Genomic DNA, 23,546 nt, shown 5'->3' on the forward strand with positions numbered 1-23,546 from the left:
CGCCCCCTTAACAATCCCGGCTCGCGGCCAAAGGGCAGCCGCAAGGGAAAACCCCCGGCACCGGCGGTGGCTTTTAATTTCCCTGAGGTGGGTGCGCTGCGCTTACCCACCCTACACATGAGATTAACCGCCCGGTTCCGCCGCTTAACCATAAAAAAGGGTGCGCTTGCGCACACCCTTTTTACTCACCGGCCTTGTCAGGCGCTGCTAACACACCCGTGGATTAATCCCCGGCCGCTTTACGCGGCGCGCGACGGGTGCGCGGTTTGTTGCCTGCCGGGCGGTTGCCCTCGCCTGCCGGGCGACGTGAACGTTCACCCGACGGACGATTGCCTTCGCCATCCTGACGACGACCGCGCTCACCGGCCGGACGGCTGCGTTCGCCCGATGAACGGTTACCTTCGCCGTTCTGACGACGCGGCTGGCCCTGACCACGACCGCCGCCGCCCTGACCACCGCGTCCGCCGCGGCTCTGGCGACCGTTCACGATAGGCTCCGCCGGGATAGACGGATCCGGCTCGTAGCCCGGAATAGCCATGCGCGGGATCTCGCGCTTCAGCAGGCGTTCAATATCGCGCAGCAGCTTATGCTCATCGACGCACACCAGTGACAGCGCTTCGCCGGTCGCGGCGGCACGCCCGGTACGGCCGATACGGTGAACGTAATCTTCCGGCACGTTCGGCAGCTCATAGTTCACCACGTGCGGCAGCTCTTCGATATCCAGACCACGCGCAGCGATGTCTGTTGCCACCAGCACGCGAATGCCGCCGGTTTTGAAATCCGCCAGCGCGCGGGTACGGGCGCCCTGGCTTTTGTTACCGTGGATAGCCGCGGCGGTAATACCGTCTTTATTCAGCTGTTCCGCCAGATGGTTAGCGCCGTGTTTGGTACGCGTAAACACCAGCACCTGCTGCCAGTTGCCGTCGCCAATCAGATAAGAAAGCAGCTCCCGCTTGCGTTTTTTATCCACGAAATGCACATGCTGCGTCACCTGCTCAGAGGCGGTGTTGCGGCGCGCCACTTCCACTTCTTCCGGGTTATGCAGCAATTTTTCCGCGAGCGATTTAATGTCGTCGGAGAAGGTCGCGGAGAACAGCAGGTTCTGACGCTTCGGCGGCAGTTTCGCCAGCACGCGGCGGATATCGTGAATAAAGCCCATGTCCAGCATACGGTCGGCTTCATCCAGCACCAGCACTTCCACCTGGTCAAGCTTCACGGCGTTCTGATGTTCGAGATCGAGCAGACGGCCCGGCGTTGCGATAAGCACGTCCACGCCGCCGCGCAGTTTCATCATCTGCGGGTTGATGCTCACGCCGCCAAACACGACCAGCGAGCGGATGTCGAGATATTTGCTGTATTCGCGCACGTTCTCGCCCACCTGGGCTGCGAGTTCACGCGTCGGGGTCAGGATCAGCGCGCGCACCGGGCGACGGCCTTTCGGGTGCGGCTGGTTCGCCGTCAGGCGTTGCAGCAGCGGCAGCGTAAAGCCTGCGGTTTTGCCGGTGCCGGTCTGGGCGCTGGCCATCAAATCTTTGCCTGAAAGCACCACCGGAATGGCCTGGCGCTGGATCGGAGTCGGTTCGTTGTAACCCTGCTCGGCAATGGCGCGCAGGATCTCAGGGCTTAAGCCCAGTGAATCAAAAGACATAGTTATTCCTGACTCGTCCCGACCGCAAAGGGTGTAGTTTCAGGGAGTCTAATGGCCGTCTGGCCGGAGAAGGGACATAAACCACAATGTCGCAGAGGAACGGAGTGTAACAGTTTTTGTGAACTACCGCATAAATTCTCGCGTGTACCTGTGCATCGCGGCTTTTTTCATCTCGACACGCGCACTTTTTGGTCATAAAGTTAATCAATCGATTGATTAACTTTTATGGACCTCATCGATATGTCGCTCTCCGTCACGCCGCCCACTTCGCGCGGCGAACAGGCCAAAGAGAAGCTCATCAGCGCCGCCATTAATCAGTTCGGCGAGTACGGCCTGCACGCCACCACGCGGGATATCGCCGCCGCCGCCGGGCAGAATATTGCCGCCATTCCTTACTACTTTGGCTCAAAAGAAGATCTCTACATGGCCTCGGCGCAGTGGATAGCCGATTTCATCCGCACCCATTTTCAGCCCCACGCCGATGCCGCCGAAGCGCTGCTTCGCAAGCCCGAGCCGCCGCCCGCCGCGATGCGCGCGCTGATTGACGACGCCTGCCGCCAGATGATCCAGCTGATGACTGCCGACGAGACGCTGAGCGTCAGCAAATTTATCTCCCGCGAGCAGCTCTCCCCGTCGCCCGCGTATCAGCTGATTCACGAGCAGGTCATCGCGCCGCTGCACCACCACTTTACGCGGCTTATCGCCCGACTGACGGGTGCCGATCCGGAGGCCACCGAAACGGTGCTGCACACCCACGCGCTGATTGGTGAAATCCTCGCGTTCCGCCTCGGGCGTGAAACCATTCTGCTGCGCGCCGGATGGCGCGGGTTCGACGATGACAAAGCCGCGCAGATCCACCGGGTGGTCACGCTGCATATCGACTGGATCCTCGCGGGTCTTTCAGGGAGCCTGAGTGATGAATAAAAAACGCGTCGCGCTACTGGCGCTGGTGGTGGTCATTATCGTTGCGGCTATTGCCGGGTGGCGCTGGTACGCCGCGCGCCACACCCCGCTGACGCTCTATGGCAATGTCGATATTCGTACCGTGAATTTAAGCTTTCGCGTCAGTGGTCGTCTGGCGTCGCTTGCCGTCGATGAAGGCGACGCGGTGCGCGCAGGCCAGCCGCTCGGCGATCTCGACCCGACGCCGCAGCAGAACGCGCTGCGCCAGGCGCAGGCGAACGTCGCCGCCGCGCGCGCCAAATATGATCTTACCGTCGCCGGTTTTCGCGATGAAGAGATAGCGCAGGCCGCTGCCGCCGTGCATCAGGCGCAGGCCGCGTATGACTACGCGCAGAATTTTTATCAGCGCCAGCAAGGGCTGTGGCGCACCAAAGTTATCTCCGCCAACGATCTGGAAAACGCCCGCTCGGCGCGCGATCAGACGCAGGCGCAGCTGAAATCCGCGCAGGATAAGCTCAGCCAGTACCGCGCCGGTAACCGCCCGCAGGAAATCGTGCAGGCACAGGCGGCCCTTGAACAGGCGCAGGCGGAGCTGGCCCAGGCGCAGCTTAACGCGCAAGACACGCGCCTGGTTTCCCCGTCTGACGGCACTATCCTGACGCGCGCGGTGGAGCCCGGCTCGATGCTCAATGCGGGCAGTACGGTGTTCACGCTCTCGCTGACCCGCCCGGTCTGGATACGCGCTTACATTGATGAGGTGAATCTGGGCCGCGCCGTGCCGGGGAGCAACATTCTGATTTATACCGATGGCCGCCCCGACAAGCCGTACCACGGCCAGATCGGTTTTGTCTCGCCGACCGCGGAGTTCACGCCGAAAACGGTTGAAACCGAAGATCTGCGCACCGATCTGGTCTATCGCCTGCGTATTGTGGTGAACGACGCCGACGACGCGCTGCGCCAGGGAATGCCGGTCACGCTGCGTTTCCAGAATGAGGCGGCGGATGGCAACCGCTAACGACTGCATCGTGCTCGATGGCCTGGTCAAACGCTTCCCGGGCCTCGAAAAACCGGCGCTCGCGCCGCTCAGCGTGACGATCCGCGCAGGCAGCGTCACCGGGCTGGTGGGGCCGGACGGCGCGGGGAAAACCACGCTGATGCGCATCCTCGCGGGGCTGATGCGCCAGGACGACGGTCGCGTGCGGGTGCTCGGGCTGAACCCGATTGCCGAGGAAAACGTGCTGCACGCGGTGCTCGGCTATATGCCGCAGAAATTCGGCCTGTATGAAGATCTCACCGTTCAGGAGAACCTCAATCTCTACGCGGATCTGCGCAGCGTCACCGGCGCGGTGCGTGAGCAGACGTTCGCCCGGCTGCTGGAATTCACCGCGCTCGGCCCGTTCACCGGGCGGCTCGCGGGCAAACTCTCCGGCGGCATGAAGCAAAAGCTCGGCCTTGCCTGCACGCTGGTGGGCCAGCCAAAGGTGCTGCTGCTCGACGAGCCGGGCGTCGGCGTCGACCCTATCTCCCGCCGCGAACTTTGGGAGATGGTGCATGAGCTCGCGGGCGACGGGATGTTAATTCTCTGGAGTACCTCTTACCTCGATGAAGCCGAGCAGTGCCGCGAGGTGCTATTGATGAATGAAGGCGAGCTGCTGTATCAGGGCGCGCCGCAGGCGCTCACCGAGCAAATGGCGGGCCGCAGCCTGCTGTTGCGCCCGGATAACGGCGATAACCGCGCGCTGCTGCGTGAGGTGATGCAGCGCCCGGACGTCGGCGACGCCACCATTCAGGGCGCGGCGGTGCGGGTGATTTTAAAAGAGGGTTCCGGTGCAGACGCCCTGCGCGCCCTGCCCGGCGCGACGCTTCGTGAAACCGCGCCGCGCTTTGAGGACGCGTTTATCGATCTGGCGGGCGGTACCGCGCTGCGCGAATCGCCGCTCGGCGCCATTCTGCATGACATTCCCGGCAGCCGCGACGATGTGGTCATTGAGGCGCGCGAACTCACCAAAACCTTCGGCGATTTCACCGCGACCGACCATGTGAATTTTACCGTGCGGCGCGGCGAGATTTTCGGCCTGCTCGGGCCGAACGGCGCGGGCAAATCCACCACCTTTAAGATGATGTGCGGGCTGCTGAAACCAAGCGACGGCCAGGCGCTGGTGCTGGGCCTCGATTTAAAAACCGACTCCGGCAAGGCGCGCCAGCGGCTCGGCTATATGGCGCAGAAGTTTTCGCTGTACGGCAATCTGACCGTCGAGCAGAACTTACGTTTCTTCTCCGGCGTCTACGGCCTGCGCGGCCGGGCGCAGCAGGAAAAAATGGCGCGCATGAGCGAGGCGTTCGGGCTGAAAAGCATCGCCAGCCAGCCAACGGACGCGCTCCCGCTCGGCTTTAAGCAGCGCCTGGCCTTAGCCTGCGCGCTGATGCACGAGCCGGATATTCTGTTCCTCGATGAACCGACTTCCGGCGTCGACCCGCTGACCCGCCGCGAATTCTGGCGACACATCAACAGCATGCCGGAGAAAGGCGTGACGGTGATGGTCACGACCCACTTTATGGACGAGGCGGAGTATTGCGACCGCATCGGGCTTGTCTATCACGGCAAACTTATCGCCAGCGGCACGCCGGACGACTTAAAGCGCCAGGCGGCGCGCGAGGCAAACGACGAGCCGACGATGGAAGAAGCGTTTATTCGCCTTATCGAGGCCTGGGATAAGGAGCACAGCCAATGATGAAACTGCGGCGCGTGCGCGCGCTGTGCGTGAAAGAGACGCGTCAGATCCTGCGCGACCCGAGTAGCTGGCTTATCGCGGTGGTCATTCCCCTGCTGCTGCTGTTTATTTTCGGCTACGGCATTAATCTCGACTCCAGCCGCCTGCATGTCGGCGTCCTGCTGGAGCAGCGCAGCGAAGAAGCGCTCGACTTCACGCACGCCATTACCGCCTCGCCGTTTATCGCCCCGACGGTCAGCGACAACCGCCAGCATTTGATTGAACTGATGCAGGCCGGGAAAATCCGCGGGCTGGTGGTTATTCCGGTCGATTTCGCGGCGCGGATGGCGCGCCCCGGCGACAGCGCACCGATTCAGGTGATCACCGACGGCAGCGAACCGAACACCGCCAACTTTGTGCGCGGCTATATGGAGGGCATCTGGCAGCTCTGGCAGGCGGAACGCGCAGAAGACCGCGGCGAGACGTTTGAGCCGCTGATTGATGTGCAGCTCCGCTACTGGTTTAACCCGGCGGCGATAAGCCAGCACTTTATTATTCCCGGCGCGGTGACAATCATCATGACGGTTATCGGCGCGATCCTGACCTCACTGGTGGTCGCCCGCGAATGGGAGCGCGGCACCATGGAGGCGCTGCTCTCAACCGAAGTCACGCGCGGCGAACTGCTGCTCTGCAAGCTCATTCCCTACTATTTCCTCGGCATGCTGGCGATGCTGCTCTGTATGCTGGTGTCGGTGTTTATTCTCGGCGTGCCGTATCGCGGTTCGCTGCTGGCGCTCTTTTTTATCTCCAGCCTCTTTCTGCTGAGCACGCTCGGCATGGGGCTGCTTATCTCAACGCTCACCCGCAACCAGTTTAACGCCGCCCAGGTGGCGCTGAATGCGGCGTTTTTGCCCTCAGTGATGCTTTCAGGGTTTATTTTTCAGATAGACAGTATGCCCGCCGTGATCCGCGCGGTGACGTATATTATTCCGGCGCGCTATTTCGTCAGTACGCTGCAAAGCCTGTTTCTCGCGGGCACGCTGCCGGGCGTGCTGCTGGTTAACGTGCTGTTTCTGCTGGCTTCCGCCGTGATGTTTATCGGGCTGACGTGGGTGAATACCCGACGCCGCCTCGATTAAGGAGACGCTATGTGGCACCGCTTATGGACGCTTATCCGCAAAGAGTTGCAGTCGCTGCTACGCGAGCCGCAGACGCGCGCGATTCTGATCCTGCCTGTCGTCTTGCAGGTGTTGCTGTTTCCGTTCGCGGCGACGCTGGAAGTGACCAACGCCACCATCACCATCTATAACCAGGATAACGGCGCGCACGCGGTGGAGCTGACCCAGCGCTTCGCCCGCGCCAGCGCATTTAGTCACGTGACGTTGCTCAACAGCGAACAGGCGATCCGCCCCACGATTGATGTGCAGAAGGCGTTGCTGGCGATCAACTTTCCACCCGATTTCTCCCGCAAGCTGGCGCGCGGCGAACCCGCACCGCTGCAAATTCTGCTCGACGGGCGCAACTCCAACAGCGCGCAAATCGCGGCTAATTACCTTCAGCAGATCGTCAAAGATTATCAGCAGGAGCTGCTCGCAGGCCGCGCGAAGCCCAACAACAGCGAGCTGATTGTGCGTAACTGGTATAACCCGAATCTTGACTACAAATGGTTTGTGGTGCCGTCGCTGATTGCGATGATTACCACTATCGGCGTGATGATTGTGACGTCGCTGTCGGTGGCCCGCGAGCGCGAACAGGGCACGCTCGACCAGCTGTTAGTCTCCCCGCTCGCCACCTGGCAGATTTTCATCGGTAAAGCGGTGCCGGCGCTGATTGTTGCTACCTTTCAGGCCACGATTGTGCTGGCGATTGGTATCTGGGGCTATCAGATCCCGTTCGCCGGGTCGCTTGCGCTCTTTTATTTCACGATGGTGATTTACGGGCTGTCGCTGGTGGGATTCGGGCTTTTGATTTCGGCGCTCTGCTCGACCCAGCAGCAGGCGTTTATCGGGGTGTTTGTCTTTATGATGCCCGCGATTTTACTCTCGGGCTATGTCTCGCCGGTGGAGAATATGCCGGTCTGGCTGCAAAACCTGACGTGGATTAACCCGATCCGGCACTTTACCGATATTACGAAGGCGATTTATCTCAAGGATGCCAGTCTTGATATCATCTGGCATAGCGTGTGGCCGTTGATAGTGATTACGGCCACAACGGGCTTAGCGGCGTATGCCATGTTTCGACGAAAAATTGGCTGAATCGCGCTTGCGCTCTTTGGCGAGCAGTGAAAGCAGCGCCGGCCCGGCCAGGATCACCACACCCGCGAGCGCCAGCAGCAGGTTGTTATGCAGAACGCGGGAGAGCAGCCAGAGCGCAATCAGCGCCGCGCCAAAATACCAGGTGGTGGTCAGCTCTTCGAGGAAATCCCCCACCTCGCGCCAGAGACCGTCGTGGTGGCGCTGGAACGCCAGCATCAGCACCACGGTAAGCGCATAAAGCGCGCATAATACCAGGCCGACTTTCACCAGCGACCCGCTCATCCAGCCCATCACCAGCAGGGCCACAACCGCCAGATGCAGCATAATCTGCCAGCAGCTCAGGCCCGTCACTACGCGAATATATTGTTGCCACTTCATGGCCGCACTCCTGTGGAATTTTCAACGCATTCTTCAGAGTACCGCAGTTTACGGAAAATTCCGTATCCCCGCCGCTTTTTGTGACTGAGACTACACTTTAAACACATCAGGAGAATAAGAAGTGGCTGGGGAAACATGGCAGATAATACACAGCGATTTTCATTTAACGTTTTAACGATTAATACCCACAAAGGTTTTACCGCTTTTAATCGACGCTTTATTTTACCGGAACTGCGCGACGCGGTGCGGACGGTGTCGGCGGATATTGTCTGCCTGCAGGAAGTGATGGGCGCGCACGAAGTCCACCCGCTGCATGTGGAGAACTGGCCGGACACCACGCATTACGAATTTCTGGCCGACACCATGTGGAGCGACTACGCCTACGGGCGCAACGCCGTTTACCCGGAAGGCCATCACGGCAACGCCGTGTTGTCGCGCTACCCGATTGAACATTACGAAAACCGCGACGTTTCGGTGCCCGGCACCGAAAAGCGCGGCGTGCTGCACTGCCGTATTACCCCGCCCGGCTTTCCGAAAGCGATTCATGTGATTTGCGTTCATCTGGGGCTGAAAGAGGCGCATCGCCAGGCGCAGCTCACGATGCTGGCCGAACTGGTCAATAGCCTGCCGGAAGGCGAGCCGGTGGTGGTGGCGGGCGATTTTAACGACTGGCGTCAGCAGGCGAACCGTATTCTGCGCAACGAGGCCGGGCTTGATGAGGTGTTTACCCGCGCCCACGGCCGCCCGGCGCGCACGTTTCCGGTGAGTTTTCCGCTGCTGCGCCTTGACCGAATCTATGTGAAAAACGCCTCGGCGAGCGCGCCGACCGCGCTGCCGCTGCGTAACTGGCGCCATCTTTCCGACCATGCCCCGCTGGCAGTGGAGATCCATCTATGAAAACGACCTGGCGTGACGGAAACCATATTGAGCTGTTAGAAAACGGCGACGAGTTTTATCCCGCCGTGTTTGACGCCATTGACAAGGCGCGCAGTAAAGTCATCCTCGAAACCTTTATCTGGTTCGACGATAACGTGGGCCGCCAGTTGCATGACGTCATCCTGAATGCCGCCCAACGCGGCGTCAGCATTGAAGTGCTGCTGGACGGCTACGGCTCGCCCGATCTCAGCGACGAGTTTGTCGGCACGCTCACCTCGGCGGGCGTGATGTTCCGCTATTACGATCCGCGCCCGCGCACGATGGGCATGCGCACCAATGTGTTCCGCCGCATGCACCGCAAAATCGTGGTGATTGATGGCGAAGTGGCGTTTGTCGGCGGCATTAACTACTCCGCCGAGCATATGAGCGATTATGGCCCGGAGGCGAAACAGGATTACGCGGTACGCGTCGAAGGGCCGGTGGTGCAGGATATCTACCATTTTGTGCTCAGCAATCTTGGCGAAGAGCGCGTGAGCCGATGGTGGCAGCGCCATTATCAGCAGGCGGTGGAGAACACCACGCCGGGCGAGGCGCAGGCGCTGTTTGTCTGGCGTGACAATAACGATCACCGCGACGATATTGAGCGTCACTACCTGAAGATGCTGGCGAACGCCAAAAAAGAGGTGATTATCGCCAACGCCTATTTCTTCCCCGGCTACCGCCTGCTGCATGCGATGCGCAACGCCGCCCGCCGCGGCGTGAAAGTGAAGCTGATTGTGCAGGGTGAGCCGGATATGCCTATCGTTAAGGTAGGCGCGCGCCTGCTTTATAACTATCTGGTGAAGGGCGGCGTCGAAGTCTACGAGTATCTGCGTCGCCCGCTGCATGGCAAGGTGGCGTTGATGGACGATCACTGGGCGACGGTGGGCTCCAGCAACCTCGACCCGCTGAGCCTGTCGCTTAACCTGGAGGCGAATCTGATTATTCACGACACGCAGTTTAACCAGACCCTGCGCGATAACCTGACGCGTCTGATTCGCGAAGACTGTAAACAGGTGGATGAGAGCATGATGCCAAAGCGCACCTGGTGGAATCTCGCCAAGAGCGTCATTGTGTTCCACTTCCTGCGCCACTTCCCGGCGATGGTGGGCTGGCTGCCCGCGCATACGCCGAAGCTCGCGCAGGTGCCGCCGCCGGTACAACCTGAGATCGAAACCCAGGACCGGGTGGAGACTGAAAATCCGGGAGTGAAACCGTAATGGCGAAATCGCATCCGAAGTGGCGCATCGCGAAGAAAATCCTCACGTGGGTGTTCTTTATCGCCGTCGTCGTGCTGATTGTGATGTATGCGCAAAAAGTCGACTGGGAAGAAGTCTGGAAGGTCATTAAGAATTACGACCGCACCGCCCTGCTTATCTCGGTGGCGCTGGTTATCCTGAGTTATCTGCTCTATGGCTGTTACGATCTACTGGGGCGCGCCTATTGCGGGCATAAGCTTGCCAAACGGCAGGTGATGCTGGTCTCGTTCGTCTGCTACGCGTTTAACCTGACGCTCAGCACCTGGGTGGGCGGCGTGGGGATGCGCTACCGGCTTTACTCACGCCTGGGGCTGCCGGGGAGCACCATCACGCGCATTTTCTCGCTGAGTATTACGACCAACTGGCTCGGTTATATCCTGCTCGGCGGCGTGATTTTCACCTTTGGCGTGGTGAAGCTGCCGGCGCACTGGTATATCGACGAGATGACGCTGCGCATTATCGGCATCGCGCTGCTCGCCGTGATCGCGGTCTATATGTGGTTTTGCGCGTTCGCGAAGCGCCGCCATGTGACGATCAAAGGCCAGAAGCTGGTGCTGCCGTCGTGGAAATTCGCGATAGCGCAGATGGTGATTTCCAGCGCCAACTGGATGGCGATGGGCGCGATTATCTGGCTGTTGCTGGGCCAGGAGATTAACTATTTCTTCGTGCTGGGCGTGCTGCTGGTGAGCAGTATCGCCGGGGTGATTATTCATATTCCGGCGGGCATCGGCGTGCTGGAGGCGGTGTTTATCGCGCTGCTTGGCGGCGAGCATGTGAGCCACGGCGCGATTATCGCGGCGCTGCTCGCCTACCGTATGCTCTATTTCTTCGCTCCGCTGCTGCTGGCTATCGTTATCTATCTGGTGCTGGAGAGCCGCGCGAAGAAGCTGCGCGCCAAAAACGAGCAGAAGCTCGCGAAAGCACAGGGCGCTGACAGCGTGCGTGAGGAGAACGAGGAGCCGTCGCTGAGTCTCGCGAAGGAGAAGTGATGGGTGTGTGGGTTCTGGTGGGTGCGCTGCGCTTACCCACCCTACACAGGTCAAAATTAACCTCATCACCGTAGGGCGGGTAAGCGCCAGCGCACCCGCCATGCAAAACCGGACATTAGCCTCATCACCGTAGAGCGGGTAAGCGAAGCGCACCCGCCGTTATTCCTAGGCCCATAAAAAAACCCTCCGCAGAGGGTTTTTATTGTTTCAACGCCGGTTATCGGCGGTTGCCGAAAATCCGCAACAGCATCAGGAACAGGTTGATGAAATCGAGATACAGCGTCAGCGCGCCGAGAATCGAATATTTGCGCAGGTTTCCGTGGTCGTTCACATCAATCTGCTCGCCCAGCGCTTTCAGCTTCTGCGTGTCATACGCCGTCAGGCCCACAAACACGATAACGCCGATATACGTCACCGCCCACATCAGCGCAGTGCTTTTCAGCCAGAAGTTCACCAGTGACGCGATAATCAGCCCAATCAGCGCCATAAACAGAATATTGCCCCAGCCGCTGAGATCGCGCTTAGTCGTGTAACCATACAGGCTCATCACGCCGAACATCCCCGCCGTCACCACAAACGTGCTGGCGATGGACGCGTAGGTATAGACCAGAAAAATAGATGAGAGTGTAAGCCCCGTCAGCGCCGAATAGAGCATAAAGAGCGCGGTGGCGACCGCCGGGCTGAGCTTATGCACAAGCCCTGAGAGAACAAACACCAGCGCGAGCTGGGCGATGATAAGCCCGAAGAACACAAACCGGCTGGAGAAGATATACATCATCAGGTTTTCGTTATTGGCCGAATACCAGGCGACAAAGGCGGTCAGTAACAGACCGCAGGTCATCCAGCCATACACCTGAGCCATAAACGTTTGCAGCCCGGCGCGCGGCTGCACAATGCTTTCATTTGAGCGTGGGAATCGATCCATGACGCTGCCTCATTCAGTCAGTTAACTTCTGTCGAGGCGCAGGTAACATGCGCCTCCCCGCTGTTAATCCTGGAACAAATTTCCTGTGATGTCATTACCAGCGCTTCGCCGCCGCCTGATCGCTGTCGCGCGCTTCCACCCAGCGGTCGCCTTCTGGCGTGGCCTCGCGCTTCCAGAACGGCGCGCGGGTTTTCAGGTAATCCATAATAAACTGCGCCGCGTCAAACGCCTGACTGCGGTGCGCACCGGTCACGCCGACAAAAACGATTTCATCGCCCGGCCACAGCTCGCCCACGCGGTGGATAACTGACACGCGTTGCAACGGCCAGCGTTCACGCGCCTCGGCGACGATCTCCGCCAGCGCTTTTTCCGTCATGCCCGGATAGTGCTCAAGCGTCAGCGCGCTTACGGTATCGCCGAGATTATGGTTGCGCACTTTGCCGGTAAAGGTGACGACCGCGCCGTCTTCATCACACTGCGCCAGCCACTGGTACTCATCGCCGACGCTGAAATTTTCATGGCCGACGCGGATGCGGGTTTCACTCATTTCAGCCTCCGGTCACCGGCGGGAAAAAGGCCACTTCATCGCCATCGGCGATCGGATGGTCAAACGGCACCAGCGTCTGGTTAACCGCCGCCAGCAGCTTGCCCGACTCCAGCGCCAGCGCGTAACGGCCGCCACGCGCTGCAAAATGTTCACGCAACGCCTCAACGGTCGCAAATTCCGCCGCTACCCGCTCGGCGTCCACGCCGATAAGCTCGCGCACCTGCGCAAAGAAAAGCACGTTAATCATGAGCATCCACCTGAAAATCGCCCGACTTGCCGCCGCTCTTCGCAAGCAGCCGCACCGGGCCAATGACCATATCTTTCTGCACCGCTTTGCACATGTCGTAAATCGTGAGCGCCGCCACCGACGCGGCGGTGAGCGCTTCCATCTCGACGCCGGTTTTACCGGTGAGTCGGCACAGCGATTCAATACGCACGCGGCTTCGCGCTTCGTCGGCGAAAAGCTGCACTTCGACTTTGCTCAGCAGCAGCGGATGACAGAGCGGGATCAGCTCCCAGGTGCGTTTGGCGGCCTGAATACCGGCGATGCGCGCCGTGGCAAACACGTCCCCTTTGTGATGGCTGCCGCTTACGATCATCGACAGCGTCTCGGGGCGCATTTCAACAAACGCTTCGGCGCGCGCCTCGCGCACCGTCTCCGCTTTACCGGAGACATCCACCATATGGGCTTCGCCCGCGGCGTTAATGTGGGTCAGTTGCGACATAACTTATTTCTTCAGATGGGGATGAAAATTACAGGGGCGAGTACGGGCGTCGAGCTGCGGCGCGATGATGTTTTCCCAGGCGGTGCGGCAGGCGCGCGTCGAGCCCGGCATCGCGAAAATCAGGGTGTCGTTAGCCATCCCCGCCACCGCGCGCGACTGCATCATCGCGGTGCCAATCTCTTCAAACGAGAGCATACGGAACATTTCGCCAAAGCCCGCGATTTCGCGATCGAACAGCGGCTGTAGCGCCTCCGGCACCTGATCGCCTGCGGTAAAACCGGTACCGCCGTTAATCAACACCACCTGGACATCATCGCTCGCAATCCAGCGGGAAACTTCCGCGCGAATGGCGTAACGGTTCTCTTTGACGATGGCTTTATCCACAACCTGATGGCCCGCTTCGTGAGCGGCGTCTCTCAAAAAATGGCCGGAGGTATCGTCCTCTTCCCCGCGACGGCTGGACACCGTAAGAATGGCGACGCGCGCCGGCACAAACTCTGCGCTAACCTGACTCATAGTGACTCCTTGTACGCGGCGTCAGCCGCCGATATAGGACAGATTCTGGGTGATGCCGGTGTTGCCCTGATGCAGGAAATGCGTCTGCTTTTTGCCGAGCAACGCCGTTTCGATACGCGCCATCAGTGCCGCCTGCTGCCCCTCTTCGGCCAGCAGATCGCGAAGATCCACGCCGCCGTCGCCAAACAGGCACAGGTGCAACTTACCGACCGACGACACGCGCAGGCGGTTGCAGCTCGCGCAGAAATCTTTCTCATACGGCATGATAAGGCCGATTTCGCCCTGATAATCGGGGTGGCAGAAGACCTGCGCCGGGCCGTCGGCGCGGCTGCGCAGCTGATGGATCCAGCCGCGCTTAAGCAGTTCGTCACGAATCGTCGCGCCAGAAATGTGGTGCTTGCGAAAGAGATCGCTCCCCTCGCCGGTTTCCATCAGCTCAATAAAGCGTAGCTGGATGGGGCGGGACTGGATCCAGTTGAGGAAGGTGTCGAGCTGGTGATGGTTCACGTCGCGCATCAGCACGGTGTTGACCTTCACTTTTTCAAAGCCTGCGTCAAAGGCGGCGTCGATGCCCGCCATCACCTGGCGGAATTTGTCCTGGCCGGTGATCGCGTGAAACTGGCGGGCGTCGAGGCTGTCGACGCTGACATTCACCGCCGTCAGCCCGGCCTCGCGCCACTGGGCGACATCGCGCGCCAGGCGGTAGCCGTTGGTTGTCACCGCAATCTGGCGAATGGAGGGGTTTTCACGCACGGCGGCAATGATGTCGCAAAAATCGCGGCGCAGCGACGGTTCGCCGCCGGTCAGCCTCACTTTTTCGGTGCCGAGATTCGCGAACGCGCGCGTCACGCGACGAATTTCGTCGAGCGAGAGAAAGCCTTTGTTGGTGACGCCTGCGGGCTTGTAGCCATCCGGCAGGCAATAGGTGCAACGAAAGTTGCAGACGTCAGTCACTGACAGGCGCAAGTAATAGAACTTACGCGCAAACGCATCGGTAAGTTGAGAAGCCATGTACACCTTTCCAAATCGGGAGATGCAGTCATTTCTTCCTGCACCCTGGTGGCGTTTCGCCACGGCCAGAGCACCATATTTCTTAAAAACGTAGGCGCAAAGGCTTGAGTGTCATTTTCAGGTTATTAAACCTGCCAGCGGCGATAGTAGCGCGTTATCGCGGTTTTCGCCACGCGCGATTTCGCTATATAAATTGATACATAACGGCATTTTTCGCGTAACGGGCACCAGAATACGTAAAAATCACGGTTTCACTTTGATGTGTGTCATTTTCAGCGCCAGCAGATCGTTTTTCTCGCGCTTTTCAGCTAACGTAGGCGAGTTTTAAATAATAAGGATTAGGTATGCGCAATCGCACGTTTGCGGATCTCGACCGGGTGGTGGCGCTCGGCGGCGGTCACGGTTTAGGACGCGTTATGTCCTCGCTCTCTTCTCTGGGTTCGCGCCTCACAGGCATTGTCACGACGACCGATAACGGCGGCTCGACGGGCCGTATTCGTCGCTCGGAAGGCGGCATCGCCTGGGGCGATATGCGCAACTGTCTTAACCAGTTAATTACCGAACCGAGCGTCGCGTCGGCGATGTTTGAGTACCGTTTTGGGGGTAATGGGGAACTTTCGGGGCATAACCTCGGAAATCTCATGTTAAAGGCGCTGGATCACCTGAGCGTGCGGCCTTTAGAGGCGATCAATCTTATTCGTAATCTGCTTAAAGTGGACGCGTTCCTGATCCCGATGTCTGAGCAACCGGTCGATCTGATGGCTATCGATCGCGACGATAACGAAGTGTATGGCGAAGTTAATATCGATTTGCTGAGCCATCCGCCGAAAGAGCTGATGCTCTACCCTGCCGTGCAGGCGACGCGCGAAGCCGTTGAAGCGATTGCCGAAGCGGATTTAATCGTGATTGGCCCCGGCAGTTTTTACACGAGCCTGATGCCACTGCTGCTGCTTGACGATCTCGCCAAAGCGCTGCGCCGCACGCCTGCGCCGATGGTTTACATCGGCAATTTAGGCCGCGAGTTAAGCCCGGCCGCTGCTGCGCTCAGGCTTGAAGAGAAGCTGGCGCTGATGGAAGCGCATATCGGTAAACCCGTGGTAGATGCCGTGGTCGTTGGCCCGAAGGTGGACGTGAGCGGCGCGCAGGACAGAATTGTGATTCAGGAACCGCTGGAAGCGAGCGATATTCCTTACCGCCACGACCGCCATCTGTTGCGTGCGGCGCTGGAAAAGGCGATTCAGGCGCTGGGGTAAGCGCTATGGGTGCGCTGGGGTTACGGCGGGTGCGAGGGTGACGGTTACGGCGGGTGCGCTTCGCTTACCCGCCCTACGGCTCCCGCAATGGGCTTTGATGATATGTAGGGTGGGTAAGCGCAGCGCACCCACCACACAGCCCACGGAGCGGACGTTGATGGAATGTAGGGTGGGTAAGCGAAGCGCACCCACCACACCACAAAACCCGTCACAACCAGAAGAACTTACGACGCGGCGATAAACAGCTCGCGCAACTGATGAAGCTTATCGCGCAACTGCGCCGCCTCTTCAAACTCCAGGTTCTGCGCGTGTTGCACCATCTGCGCCTCAAGCTGATGAATTTTCTGCTGCAACGCTTTTGGCGTCAGCGCCAGTTCAGCGGCTTCGGCATCTGCCACGGTGCGCCCTTTTCCGCGTCCTTTCGGCTTGGTTTTCGCAATATTCTCGCCAAGCGCCAGAATATCGACCACTTTCTTGTTAAGCCCCTGCGGCACAATGCCGTGCTCTTCGTTATACGCCTGCTGTTTCTCACGACGGCGTTCGGTTTCGCCAATCGCCTTCGCCATCGACGGCGTGATTTTATCGCCGTAGAGAATCGCCTTGCCGTTCACGTTACGCGCCGCACGGCCAATCGTCTGAATAAGAGAACGTTCGGAGCGCAGGAAGCCCTCTTTATCGGCATCAAGGATAGCCACCAGCGACACTTCCGGCATATCCAGCCCCTCACGGAGCAGGTTGATGCCCACCAGCACGTCGAACTCGCCAAGACGCAAATCGCGGATAATCTCCATACGCTCCACGGTGTCGATATCCGAGTGCAGATAGCGCACTTTCTCGCCGTGCTCTTCCAGATACTCGGTTAAATCTTCCGCCATACGCTTGGTGAGCGTCGTCACCAGTACGCGCTCGTTGATGGCGACGCGCTTGCGGATTTCCGACAGCAAATCGTCCACCTGGGTCGCCACCGGGCGCACTTCGATAATCGGATCGAGCAGACCGGTCGGGCGCACCACCTGGTCGATGATCTCGCCGCCCGATTTTTCCAGCTCGTAGTTGCCGGGGGTCGCCGAGACATACACCGTCTGCGGAGCCAGCGCCTCGAACTCTTCAAACTTCAGCGGGCGGTTATCCAGCGCCGACGGCAGGCGGAAACCATATTCCACCAGCGTCTCTTTACGCGCGCGGTCGCCGCGATACATCCCGCCGATCTGCGGAATGGTGACGTGTGATTCATCGACCACCAGCAGGCCATCCGCCGGCAGATAGTCAAACAGCGTCGGCGGCGCTTCGCCAGGGCCACGGCCAGAGAGATAGCGCGAGTAGTTTTCAATGCCGGAGCAATACCCCAGCTCGTTCATCATTTCGAGATCGAACTGGGTACGCTGGGTCAGGCGCTGTTCTTCCAGCAGTTTGTTATTTTCCAGCAGCACTTTGCGGCGCTCCGCCAGCTCTACTTTGATCTCTTCCATCGCCTGCACAATGCGCTCACGCGGGGTGACGTAGTGCGTTTTCGGGTAGACGGTGAAACGCTGGATAATGGAGTCGACGGTGCCGGTGAGCGGATCGAACAGCGACAGCCGCTCCACCTCTTCGTCGAACAGCTCAACGCGCAGCGCCAGCTCGTCTGATTCCGCCGGGAAGATGTCAATCACCTCGCCGCGCACGCGAAAGGTGCCGCGCTGGAACGCCTGATCGTTGCGGGTGTATTGCAGCTCCGTCAGGCGACGCAAAATGGCGCGCTGGTCGATGATCATCCCTTTGGTGAGATGCAGCATCATCTTCAGGTAGAGATCCGGGTCGCCCAGACCATAGATAGCGGAGACCGACGCCACCACCACCACATCGCGTCGCTCCAGCAGCGCTTTGGTGGCCGACAGACGCATCTGCTCAATGTGCTCGTTTACCGACGCGTCCTTCTCAATAAAGGTGTCGGAGCTCGGCACATAGGCTTCCGGCTGATAGTAGTCGTAGTACGAGACGAAATATTCCACGGCGTTTTCCGGGAAGAACTCTTTCATCTCGCCATAGAGCTGCGCCGCCAGCGTTTTGTTAGGCGCCAGCACCATCGTCGGGCGCTGCAAATCGGCGATGACGTTCGCCATGGTGAACGTTTTCCCCGAGCCCGTCACACCCAGCAGCGTCTGGTGCGCCAGCCCGTCCTCCAGCCCTTCCTTGATGCGGCGGATAGCCTCAGGCTGGTCGCCGGAAGGTTTGAAAGCGGAATTGAGTTTGAACGGTTTGCTCATGAAGAAACACCTGATGAAGATTTGCGCGGACAGAGCGTTAATTTTACTCGCCACAGCGATTTTTGCCAGCGATAAATACTGGATATAAAATCAGTGGCAGGTTAGCGGATTTTGTTCACAGCGCATTTTTACCATCTGGTATGAAGTAAATTTGCCCCTGCGCCGGATAAAACACTATACGAGGGCGGTTATCCCCAAAATTTTTCATCCTTTAACATTTGTCAAGCGAGGCTGTGATACTTTTGTTGCAGCAGATGACACTTTTTCTTCAGTGCTTGATTTTAATTAACCTGTTAATTTTAAAGTATTTTCCTGAAAAGACGGCTTTCGCGCCAGATCGGGTGCAAGCCGCATCGGCTCTCGCTTACGGCGCGTTTTCTAACTCTAATACACAAGGTTATCCACAGGAATAGTGGATAACTGCGTCCAGCCCTGAAAGCGCGCCGTGTCGCCGCCTGGCTCGATGTGCCCGCGTCTGGCTCAGAAAAAAATTTTCCCGGCCGGTTTTGAAGAATTTCCCTTGCTTTCCGCGCGGCGCTTTGCGCGATCCTTTTCACACATTTTTGCTTTACTTTTGCGCAACGCTGCACCAAAACCACGCCCTGACCAGCACTCAAAATGTGCACGCCGCCCGGCTTTTTCCAGGATAACCCACTGCGCCTGACGCAGGCTTTCAGGTTTAGTCTCAATTTCAGGCGCGATCGAAGGGCATTTCACTGGCTGGCAAGAGAATTGCAATCTCCCTTTTACCGGAACTACACCCTCTTCCCGTCATTGGCGGGAAGCGACAGCAGGACGCGCGGGCAGGCCGGGGAAGTCACTCTATATGCGGGCGTCAGAACGCATATACCCATGCTGTATTCCGATACCCTGTCTGAAGGAGAAGCGCCATGTTAAGTCTGCACGCGGTTAACCACTTTTACGGCACGCAGCACACGCTGTGGGATGTCAGCCTCGATCTTCTGCCCGGCGAGTGCACCTGCGTTATCGGCGCGCCGGGCATGGGAAAAACCACGCTGCTGAACTGCGTGGCAGGCTATCTGCCGGTTAAGAGCGGCAGCATGCTCTGGCACGAGACTGGCGCCGCGCCGCAGGAGTTAATGCGCGTCGGCCCGGACGCCCGCGCGGCGCTCGGCATCCGCTACGTGCCCCAGGAGCGGCGCTATTTTTCACAGCTGACGGTGGAAGAAAATCTGCATATCGCGCTGCGCGCGCAGCCTGAAAATGCGGCCAGCCCGGAGCCGGTGTTTGATCTGTTCCCGACGCTCTGGACAAACCGCCACACGCAGGCCGCGGGGCTTGAGCCGGAGCTGGCGCTCCAGCTGTCGCTCGCCCAGGCGCTGGTGACGCGGCCTCGTCTGCTGATCCTCGATGAACCGACGCGCGGCCTCGGGCAGGCGTTCATTCCGAGGCTTGCGGATCTGCTCACACGGCTTAGCCGCGAATGGGGAATGAGCCTGTTAGTAGTGGAGCGCCATCTGTCGTTTATCCGCCGGGTGGCGGATCGCTTCTGCCTGCTGCACCGCGGGCGCGCCGTGGCCCGCGGTAGCGCGGCGCAGTTAACCGATGCGCGTCTTATGCACTGGATAGCGCCCTAGCGCGCCAGTTTGCTGAGATCGATCCACTGCGCGGCAGGCGTCACGTCAGGCTCGGCCCCCAGCCACGGAATTTCGCCAAGCATCGGGGCCGGTAACAGCTGCTCAAGCGTGGCGAGATACTCCTGATGACGGCGGCCTGGCGGCTGCACGTCATTTGCCACCCAGCCCGCGAGACGCAGGCCCGCGGCCTGTACCGCCTGCGCGGTCAGCAGCGCGTGGTTGATACAGCCAAGCTTAACGCCGACCACTAAAATCACCGGCAGGCGCTCCTGCTTCACCCAGTCGGCGAACGTCGCGTCGTCAGAGAGCGGCGTAAACCAGCCGCCCGCGCCTTCCACCTGCACCCAGTCGGCGAGCGGCTCCAGCGCGCGCAGGCCAGCGGACATCACCGTGAAGTCAATCGGCAGCCCCTGCTCCTGGCTTACGATATGCGGCGAGGTGGGCTCTTCGAACGTCAGCGGGTTCACCTGCTCGTAGCGCAGCGCCACGCTGCTGTGTCGCTGCAGCGCCAGCGCATCGCTGTTGCGAAGCCCTTGCGGCGTGATATCGCTGCCGGAGGCGACCGGCTTGTAGCCTGCAGTGCTAAAGCCTGCGGCTTTCGCGGCTTCAAGCAACGCGCAGCTTGCGATAGTTTTACCCACTTCCGTGTCGGTTCCGGTGATAAACCAGCGTTCAGTCACGTTCAATTACTCCAGAAATCAGTTGGTAAGTCAGCGGAAAACGCCCGTCCTGACGCGGCCAGGCGTCTTCGAGCCTGCGAAGCTCGCGGCGCGTGAGCGTGCGGCTGTCACGCCCGGCGTGCAGATGCGTGGCGCCGATGCCCTTGAGCGACTGCATGGCGCTGAGCGCATCGCCAAAGAGCAGCGTCACCGGATGCTGGCGCAACGTCATGCGCGCCGCCGGAGCCGCTGCATGAACCGCTTCGGCGCTGGCGAAACGGTTGGCGTGCGGGCGGTCATCCACCGCCGCCCACGCCTGATGCAGCTCATCAAGCGAGCCGTGCGCCAGCGTGCTGAACGCCACGCGTCCGCCAGGGCGCGCCACGCGCAGCATCCCGGCGAGCGCCTCTGACAGGCTCTGGCACCACTGCACCGCCAGATTGCTCCACACGAGATCAAAACTGCCGTCGGCAAACGGCAGCGCCTCGATATCGCCCTGCACGTAGCGGTGCGCCGCACCGCGCTCGCGGGCGCGCGCCAGCATGGCCGGGCTTAAATCAAAGGCCGTTACGTCGCAGCCGCGCGCGCGCCAGTCGAGACTGCCTGCGCCGGTGCCGCAGCCCGCGTCCAGCACCGTGTTAATGCCCTGCGTGCCGCAGTGTTCCACCAGCAACTGCGCGCTCTGGCGCTGAAGCGCCGCGAAATCGTCATAGGTTTGCGCCGCGCGACCAAACGCTGCCGCCACCGCGCGTTTATCAACGGCAACCGTCATATAACGCCTCCAGCAGCGCGTCGATGTCCTCATCCTGATGCGCGGCGCTGAGCGTCAGTCGCAGGCGCGCCGTACCCGCAGGCACGGTCGGCGGGCGAATGGCCGTCACCCAGCAGCCGCGTTCACGCAGTTTTTCCGCAAGCGTCAGCGCGGCACTGTTTTCACCCACAATCAGTGGCTGAATGGCGGTCTGCGAATCGGCAAGCGTCAGCGGCAGCGACGCCGCGCCCGCACGAAACCGCGCAATGTTGCGCGCAAGCCGCGCGCGTAAGTCGTCGCCCTCGCGAATAACCGTTAAGGCCGCGTTCAGCGCACAGGCCTGAGCGGCGGGCATCGCGGTGCTGTAGATGAGGTGGCGCGCGGTTTGCAGCAGATAGTCCGCCATCGGCGCGCTGCACAAGAGCGCCGCGCCGCTCAGCCCGAAGGCTTTGCCAAACGTCACCAGCAGCAGATCGGGCCGGATGCCCGCCACATCGCAACTGCCCCGCCCTTCGCGCCCCTGCACGCCGACGCCGTGGGCGTCATCGACCATCAGCAGCGTCTGCGCGCCCTGCGCGATGCCCGCGATATCCGCGAGCGGCGCGCTGTCGCCATCCATGCTGAACACCCCTTCGGTAAAGACGAGCGTCAGCCCGTCGCAGGGTTTGCCCAGCAGGGCTGCGAGCGCGCCCGAATCGTTATGCGCGAAGCGGCGCAGCGTCGCCGGGCTGTGGCTTGCGGCTTCAAGCAGCGAGGCGTGGCTTAAGCGGTCGGCGAGAATGCGGTCAGACTGCTGCATCAGCGCGGCGACCACCGCCTGATTGGCGGCGAAGCCGGAGATAAACAGCAGTGCGCGGTCAAAGCCGAGCCAGTGCGCCAGCGCGTTTTCCAGCGACTGATGCGCGTCGCTGTAGCCGCTGACGTGGCCGGACGCGCCGCTCCCTACGCCATACGTCTGTGCGCCCTGTTGCCAGGCCGCGATGAGCGCCGGGTGCTGGCTTAAGCCCAGATAGTCGTTGCCGGAAAAGTTACGGTAGCGCACGCCCTGATGCACCAGCGCGCCGCCGGGCGCTGGCGTGCAGACGACACGGCGGCGCAGGCTATGGCTGGCTTCGCGCGCGCGCAGCGCTGCATCGATTCTCGCCTGCCAGGTCATACCGCCGCCGCGTTGTAGTATTGCTGGTTGTCCGCGTCGCGCAGCGCGTGCTCCAGGCGTTCCTGCTGCTCGTTATCGCCCGCCAGCACCGCGGTCTGCTGCGGGTTGAGGCCCAGCTTGCGGAACAGCTGCAAATCTTTGTCCTCTTCCGGGTTCGGGGTGGTCAGCAGTTTGCAGCCGTAGAAAATTGAGTTAGCCCCGGCCATAAAGCACATCGCCTGGGTCTGCTCGTTCATCTGCTCGCGGCCAGCGGAGAGGCGCACGTAGGACGTCGGCATCATGATGCGCGCCACTGCGATAGTGCGGATAAAATCAAACGCGTCGACATCCTCGTTATCGGCAAGCGGCGTGCCCTTGACCTTCACCAGCATGTTGATCGGCACGCTTTCCGGCGGCGTTGGCAGGTTAGCGAGTTGCAGCAGCAGCCCGGCGCGGTCGGTGACGGTTTCGCCAAGCCCCACAATGCCGCCGGAGCAGACTTTAATACCCGCCTCGCGCACTTTTTCCAGCGTATCGAGACGCTCCTGATAGGTGCGAGTGGTGATGATGTTGCCGTAAAACTCCGGCGAGGTATCGAGGTTGTGGTTGTAGTAATCAAGGCCCGCTTCGCCGAGGCGCTGCGCCTGATCGTCGCTCAGCGTGCCAAGCGTCATGCAGGTTTCGAGGCCCAGCGCTTTAACGCCCTGCACCATCTGCTCCAGATACGGCATATCGCGATCGTTCGGGTTTTTCCAGGCAGCACCCATGCAGAAACGCGTCGAACCCGCCGCTTTGGCCTTGCGCGCGGAATCGAGCACCTGCTCCACTTCCATCAGGCGCTCGGCCTCAAGGCCGGTTTTGTAGCGCGCGCTCTGCGGGCAGTATTTGCAGTCTTCCGGGCAGGCGCCGGTTTTGATCGACAACAACGTGCTGACCTGCACCTGGCGCGGATCGAAGTGCTGGCGATGCACCTGCTGCGCTTCAAACAGCAGATCCAGCAGCGGTTTTTCAAATAGTTCAGTGACTTGCGACAAAGTCCAGCGTGAAAGGTGAGCCATCGGGCGTCTCCAAAGGGTTTTATTTATCTGGGTTATGGATATACTTGTAAACCTAAATCTTTTT

Annotated in this window: 24 protein-coding genes and 1 riboswitch; of the genes, 10 read left to right on the forward strand and 14 right to left on the reverse strand. The window is 60.1% G+C overall.

What is annotated here, in order from left to right:
• Positions 1 to 223: 223 nt before the first annotated feature.
• The gene (gene rhlE / locus G6041_RS08875; protein WP_012125292.1) at positions 224 to 1,648 is read right to left on the reverse strand and encodes an ATP-dependent RNA helicase RhlE; all 1,425 of its coding nucleotides are present in this window, start codon (positions 1,646 to 1,648) and stop codon (positions 224 to 226) included.
• A gap of 225 nt (positions 1,649 to 1,873) precedes the next feature.
• On the opposite strand from rhlE, the gene cecR reads away from it, so the two are divergent.
• The 5 genes from cecR to G6041_RS08900 are packed head-to-tail and all read left to right on the forward strand — an operon-like array spanning position 1,874 to position 7,517.
• On the forward strand, positions 1,874 to 2,572 hold the full coding sequence (gene cecR / locus G6041_RS08880) for a transcriptional regulator CecR (protein ID WP_012125293.1): 699 nt from the start codon (positions 1,874 to 1,876) through the stop codon (positions 2,570 to 2,572).
• Positions 2,565 to 3,566, forward strand: coding sequence for a secretion protein HlyD (gene hlyD, locus G6041_RS08885; protein WP_012125294.1), 1,002 nt, complete (start codon positions 2,565 to 2,567; stop codon positions 3,564 to 3,566). Before cecR ends, hlyD begins: the two co-directional genes overlap by 8 nt.
• Positions 3,553 to 5,283, forward strand: coding sequence for an ATP-binding cassette domain-containing protein (locus tag G6041_RS08890; protein ID WP_012125295.1), 1,731 nt, complete (start codon positions 3,553 to 3,555; stop codon positions 5,281 to 5,283). The genes hlyD and G6041_RS08890 overlap by 14 nt, the downstream gene beginning before the upstream one ends.
• Positions 5,280 to 6,401 carry an ABC transporter permease gene (locus tag G6041_RS08895; RefSeq protein WP_012125296.1) on the forward strand — a complete coding sequence of 374 codons (1,122 nt, stop codon included), beginning with the start codon at positions 5,280 to 5,282 and terminating at the stop codon, positions 6,399 to 6,401. The genes G6041_RS08890 and G6041_RS08895 overlap by 4 nt, the downstream gene beginning before the upstream one ends.
• Before the next feature lie 9 nt (positions 6,402 to 6,410).
• On the forward strand, positions 6,411 to 7,517 hold the full coding sequence (locus tag G6041_RS08900; protein ID WP_012125297.1) for an ABC transporter permease: 1,107 nt from the start codon (positions 6,411 to 6,413) through the stop codon (positions 7,515 to 7,517).
• On the opposite strand, the gene G6041_RS08905 is transcribed toward G6041_RS08900, so the two are convergent.
• On the reverse strand, positions 7,479 to 7,895 hold the full coding sequence (locus G6041_RS08905) for a YbhQ family protein (RefSeq protein ID WP_004387496.1): 417 nt from the start codon (positions 7,893 to 7,895) through the stop codon (positions 7,479 to 7,481). The two genes, G6041_RS08900 and G6041_RS08905, sit on opposite strands and share 39 nt — an antisense overlap.
• Before the next feature lie 135 nt (positions 7,896 to 8,030).
• Here G6041_RS08905 and G6041_RS08910 point away from each other — a divergent pair, with 135 nt between their 5' ends.
• From G6041_RS08910 to G6041_RS08920, 3 genes are read left to right on the forward strand one after another with little or no spacing between them, the layout of a single operon-like run.
• A complete protein-coding gene (locus G6041_RS08910) occupies positions 8,031 to 8,792 on the forward strand; it encodes an endonuclease/exonuclease/phosphatase family protein (protein ID WP_004387497.1) in 762 nt (253 codons plus the stop codon).
• Positions 8,789 to 10,030, forward strand: coding sequence for a cardiolipin synthase ClsB (gene clsB, locus G6041_RS08915; protein WP_004387498.1), 1,242 nt, complete (start codon positions 8,789 to 8,791; stop codon positions 10,028 to 10,030). Before G6041_RS08910 ends, clsB begins: the two co-directional genes overlap by 4 nt.
• Positions 10,030 to 11,058, forward strand: coding sequence for a lysylphosphatidylglycerol synthase transmembrane domain-containing protein (locus G6041_RS08920; protein ID WP_012125298.1), 1,029 nt, complete (start codon positions 10,030 to 10,032; stop codon positions 11,056 to 11,058). Before clsB ends, G6041_RS08920 begins: the two co-directional genes overlap by 1 nt.
• 217 nt (positions 11,059 to 11,275) lie before the next feature.
• On the opposite strand, the gene G6041_RS08925 is transcribed toward G6041_RS08920, so the two are convergent.
• The 6 genes from G6041_RS08925 to moaA form a co-directional block, all read right to left on the reverse strand.
• A complete protein-coding gene (locus G6041_RS08925; RefSeq protein WP_004387501.1) occupies positions 11,276 to 11,983 on the reverse strand; it encodes a Bax inhibitor-1/YccA family protein in 708 nt (235 codons plus the stop codon).
• Positions 11,984 to 12,077: 94 nt separating this feature from the next.
• Complete coding sequence (gene moaE / locus G6041_RS08930) at positions 12,078 to 12,530, reverse strand: molybdopterin synthase catalytic subunit MoaE (protein ID WP_007896449.1); 453 nt, start codon at positions 12,528 to 12,530, stop codon at positions 12,078 to 12,080.
• Position 12,531: 1 nt separating this feature from the next.
• Positions 12,532 to 12,777 (reverse strand): molybdopterin synthase sulfur carrier subunit, encoded by a 246-nt coding sequence (gene moaD, locus G6041_RS08935; protein ID WP_004387503.1) that lies wholly within the window; start codon positions 12,775 to 12,777, stop codon positions 12,532 to 12,534.
• A complete protein-coding gene (gene moaC / locus G6041_RS08940) occupies positions 12,770 to 13,255 on the reverse strand; it encodes a cyclic pyranopterin monophosphate synthase MoaC (RefSeq protein ID WP_004387504.1) in 486 nt (161 codons plus the stop codon). Before moaC ends, moaD begins: the two co-directional genes overlap by 8 nt.
• A gap of 3 nt (positions 13,256 to 13,258) precedes the next feature.
• Complete coding sequence (gene moaB, locus G6041_RS08945) at positions 13,259 to 13,771, reverse strand: molybdenum cofactor biosynthesis protein B (RefSeq protein WP_004387505.1); 513 nt, start codon at positions 13,769 to 13,771, stop codon at positions 13,259 to 13,261.
• Positions 13,772 to 13,792: 21 nt separating this feature from the next.
• Positions 13,793 to 14,782 carry a GTP 3',8-cyclase MoaA gene (moaA, locus tag G6041_RS08950; protein WP_004387506.1) on the reverse strand — a complete coding sequence of 330 codons (990 nt, stop codon included), beginning with the start codon at positions 14,780 to 14,782 and terminating at the stop codon, positions 13,793 to 13,795.
• A riboswitch (molybdenum cofactor riboswitch) is annotated at positions 14,770 to 14,905 on the reverse strand. (Overlaps the previous gene by 13 nt.)
• Before the next feature lie 221 nt (positions 14,906 to 15,126).
• On the opposite strand from moaA, the gene yvcK reads away from it, so the two are divergent.
• The gene (gene yvcK, locus G6041_RS08955; protein ID WP_012125301.1) at positions 15,127 to 16,035 is read left to right on the forward strand and encodes a uridine diphosphate-N-acetylglucosamine-binding protein YvcK; all 909 of its coding nucleotides are present in this window, start codon (positions 15,127 to 15,129) and stop codon (positions 16,033 to 16,035) included.
• 224 nt (positions 16,036 to 16,259) lie between these two features.
• Here the strand turns inward: yvcK and uvrB are convergent, their stop codons facing one another.
• Both uvrB and G6041_RS08965 read right to left on the reverse strand, forming a co-directional pair.
• Positions 16,260 to 18,281, reverse strand: coding sequence for an excinuclease ABC subunit UvrB (gene uvrB, locus G6041_RS08960; protein ID WP_004386467.1), 2,022 nt, complete (start codon positions 18,279 to 18,281; stop codon positions 16,260 to 16,262).
• 480 nt (positions 18,282 to 18,761) lie between these two features.
• Positions 18,762 to 19,019: a hypothetical protein gene (locus G6041_RS08965; RefSeq protein ID WP_012125303.1), complete on the reverse strand. Its 258-nt coding sequence runs from the start codon at positions 19,017 to 19,019 to the stop codon at positions 18,762 to 18,764.
• 152 nt (positions 19,020 to 19,171) lie between these two features.
• Here G6041_RS08965 and G6041_RS08970 point away from each other — a divergent pair, with 152 nt between their 5' ends.
• Positions 19,172 to 19,879 carry an ABC transporter ATP-binding protein gene (locus G6041_RS08970; RefSeq protein ID WP_004386468.1) on the forward strand — a complete coding sequence of 236 codons (708 nt, stop codon included), beginning with the start codon at positions 19,172 to 19,174 and terminating at the stop codon, positions 19,877 to 19,879.
• Here G6041_RS08970 and bioD read toward each other — a convergent pair.
• From bioD to bioB, 4 genes are read right to left on the reverse strand one after another with little or no spacing between them, the layout of a single operon-like run.
• Positions 19,876 to 20,559: a dethiobiotin synthase gene (gene bioD, locus G6041_RS08975; RefSeq protein ID WP_012125304.1), complete on the reverse strand. Its 684-nt coding sequence runs from the start codon at positions 20,557 to 20,559 to the stop codon at positions 19,876 to 19,878. The two genes, G6041_RS08970 and bioD, sit on opposite strands and share 4 nt — an antisense overlap.
• Positions 20,552 to 21,310 carry a malonyl-ACP O-methyltransferase BioC gene (gene bioC, locus G6041_RS08980; RefSeq protein WP_012125305.1) on the reverse strand — a complete coding sequence of 253 codons (759 nt, stop codon included), beginning with the start codon at positions 21,308 to 21,310 and terminating at the stop codon, positions 20,552 to 20,554. The genes bioD and bioC overlap by 8 nt, the downstream gene beginning before the upstream one ends.
• Positions 21,294 to 22,445, reverse strand: a complete 1,152-nt coding sequence (gene bioF, locus G6041_RS08985; RefSeq protein WP_012125306.1) for an 8-amino-7-oxononanoate synthase — start codon at positions 22,443 to 22,445, stop codon at positions 21,294 to 21,296. Before bioF ends, bioC begins: the two co-directional genes overlap by 17 nt.
• The gene (gene bioB / locus G6041_RS08990; RefSeq protein ID WP_004385710.1) at positions 22,442 to 23,482 is read right to left on the reverse strand and encodes a biotin synthase BioB; all 1,041 of its coding nucleotides are present in this window, start codon (positions 23,480 to 23,482) and stop codon (positions 22,442 to 22,444) included. The genes bioF and bioB overlap by 4 nt, the downstream gene beginning before the upstream one ends.
• Between the last annotated feature and the right edge of the window lie 64 nt (positions 23,483 to 23,546).

This window comes from Cronobacter sp. HA18003 (assembly GCF_011605905.1).
Taxonomy (GTDB): domain Bacteria; phylum Pseudomonadota; class Gammaproteobacteria; order Enterobacterales; family Enterobacteriaceae; genus Cronobacter; species Cronobacter sakazakii.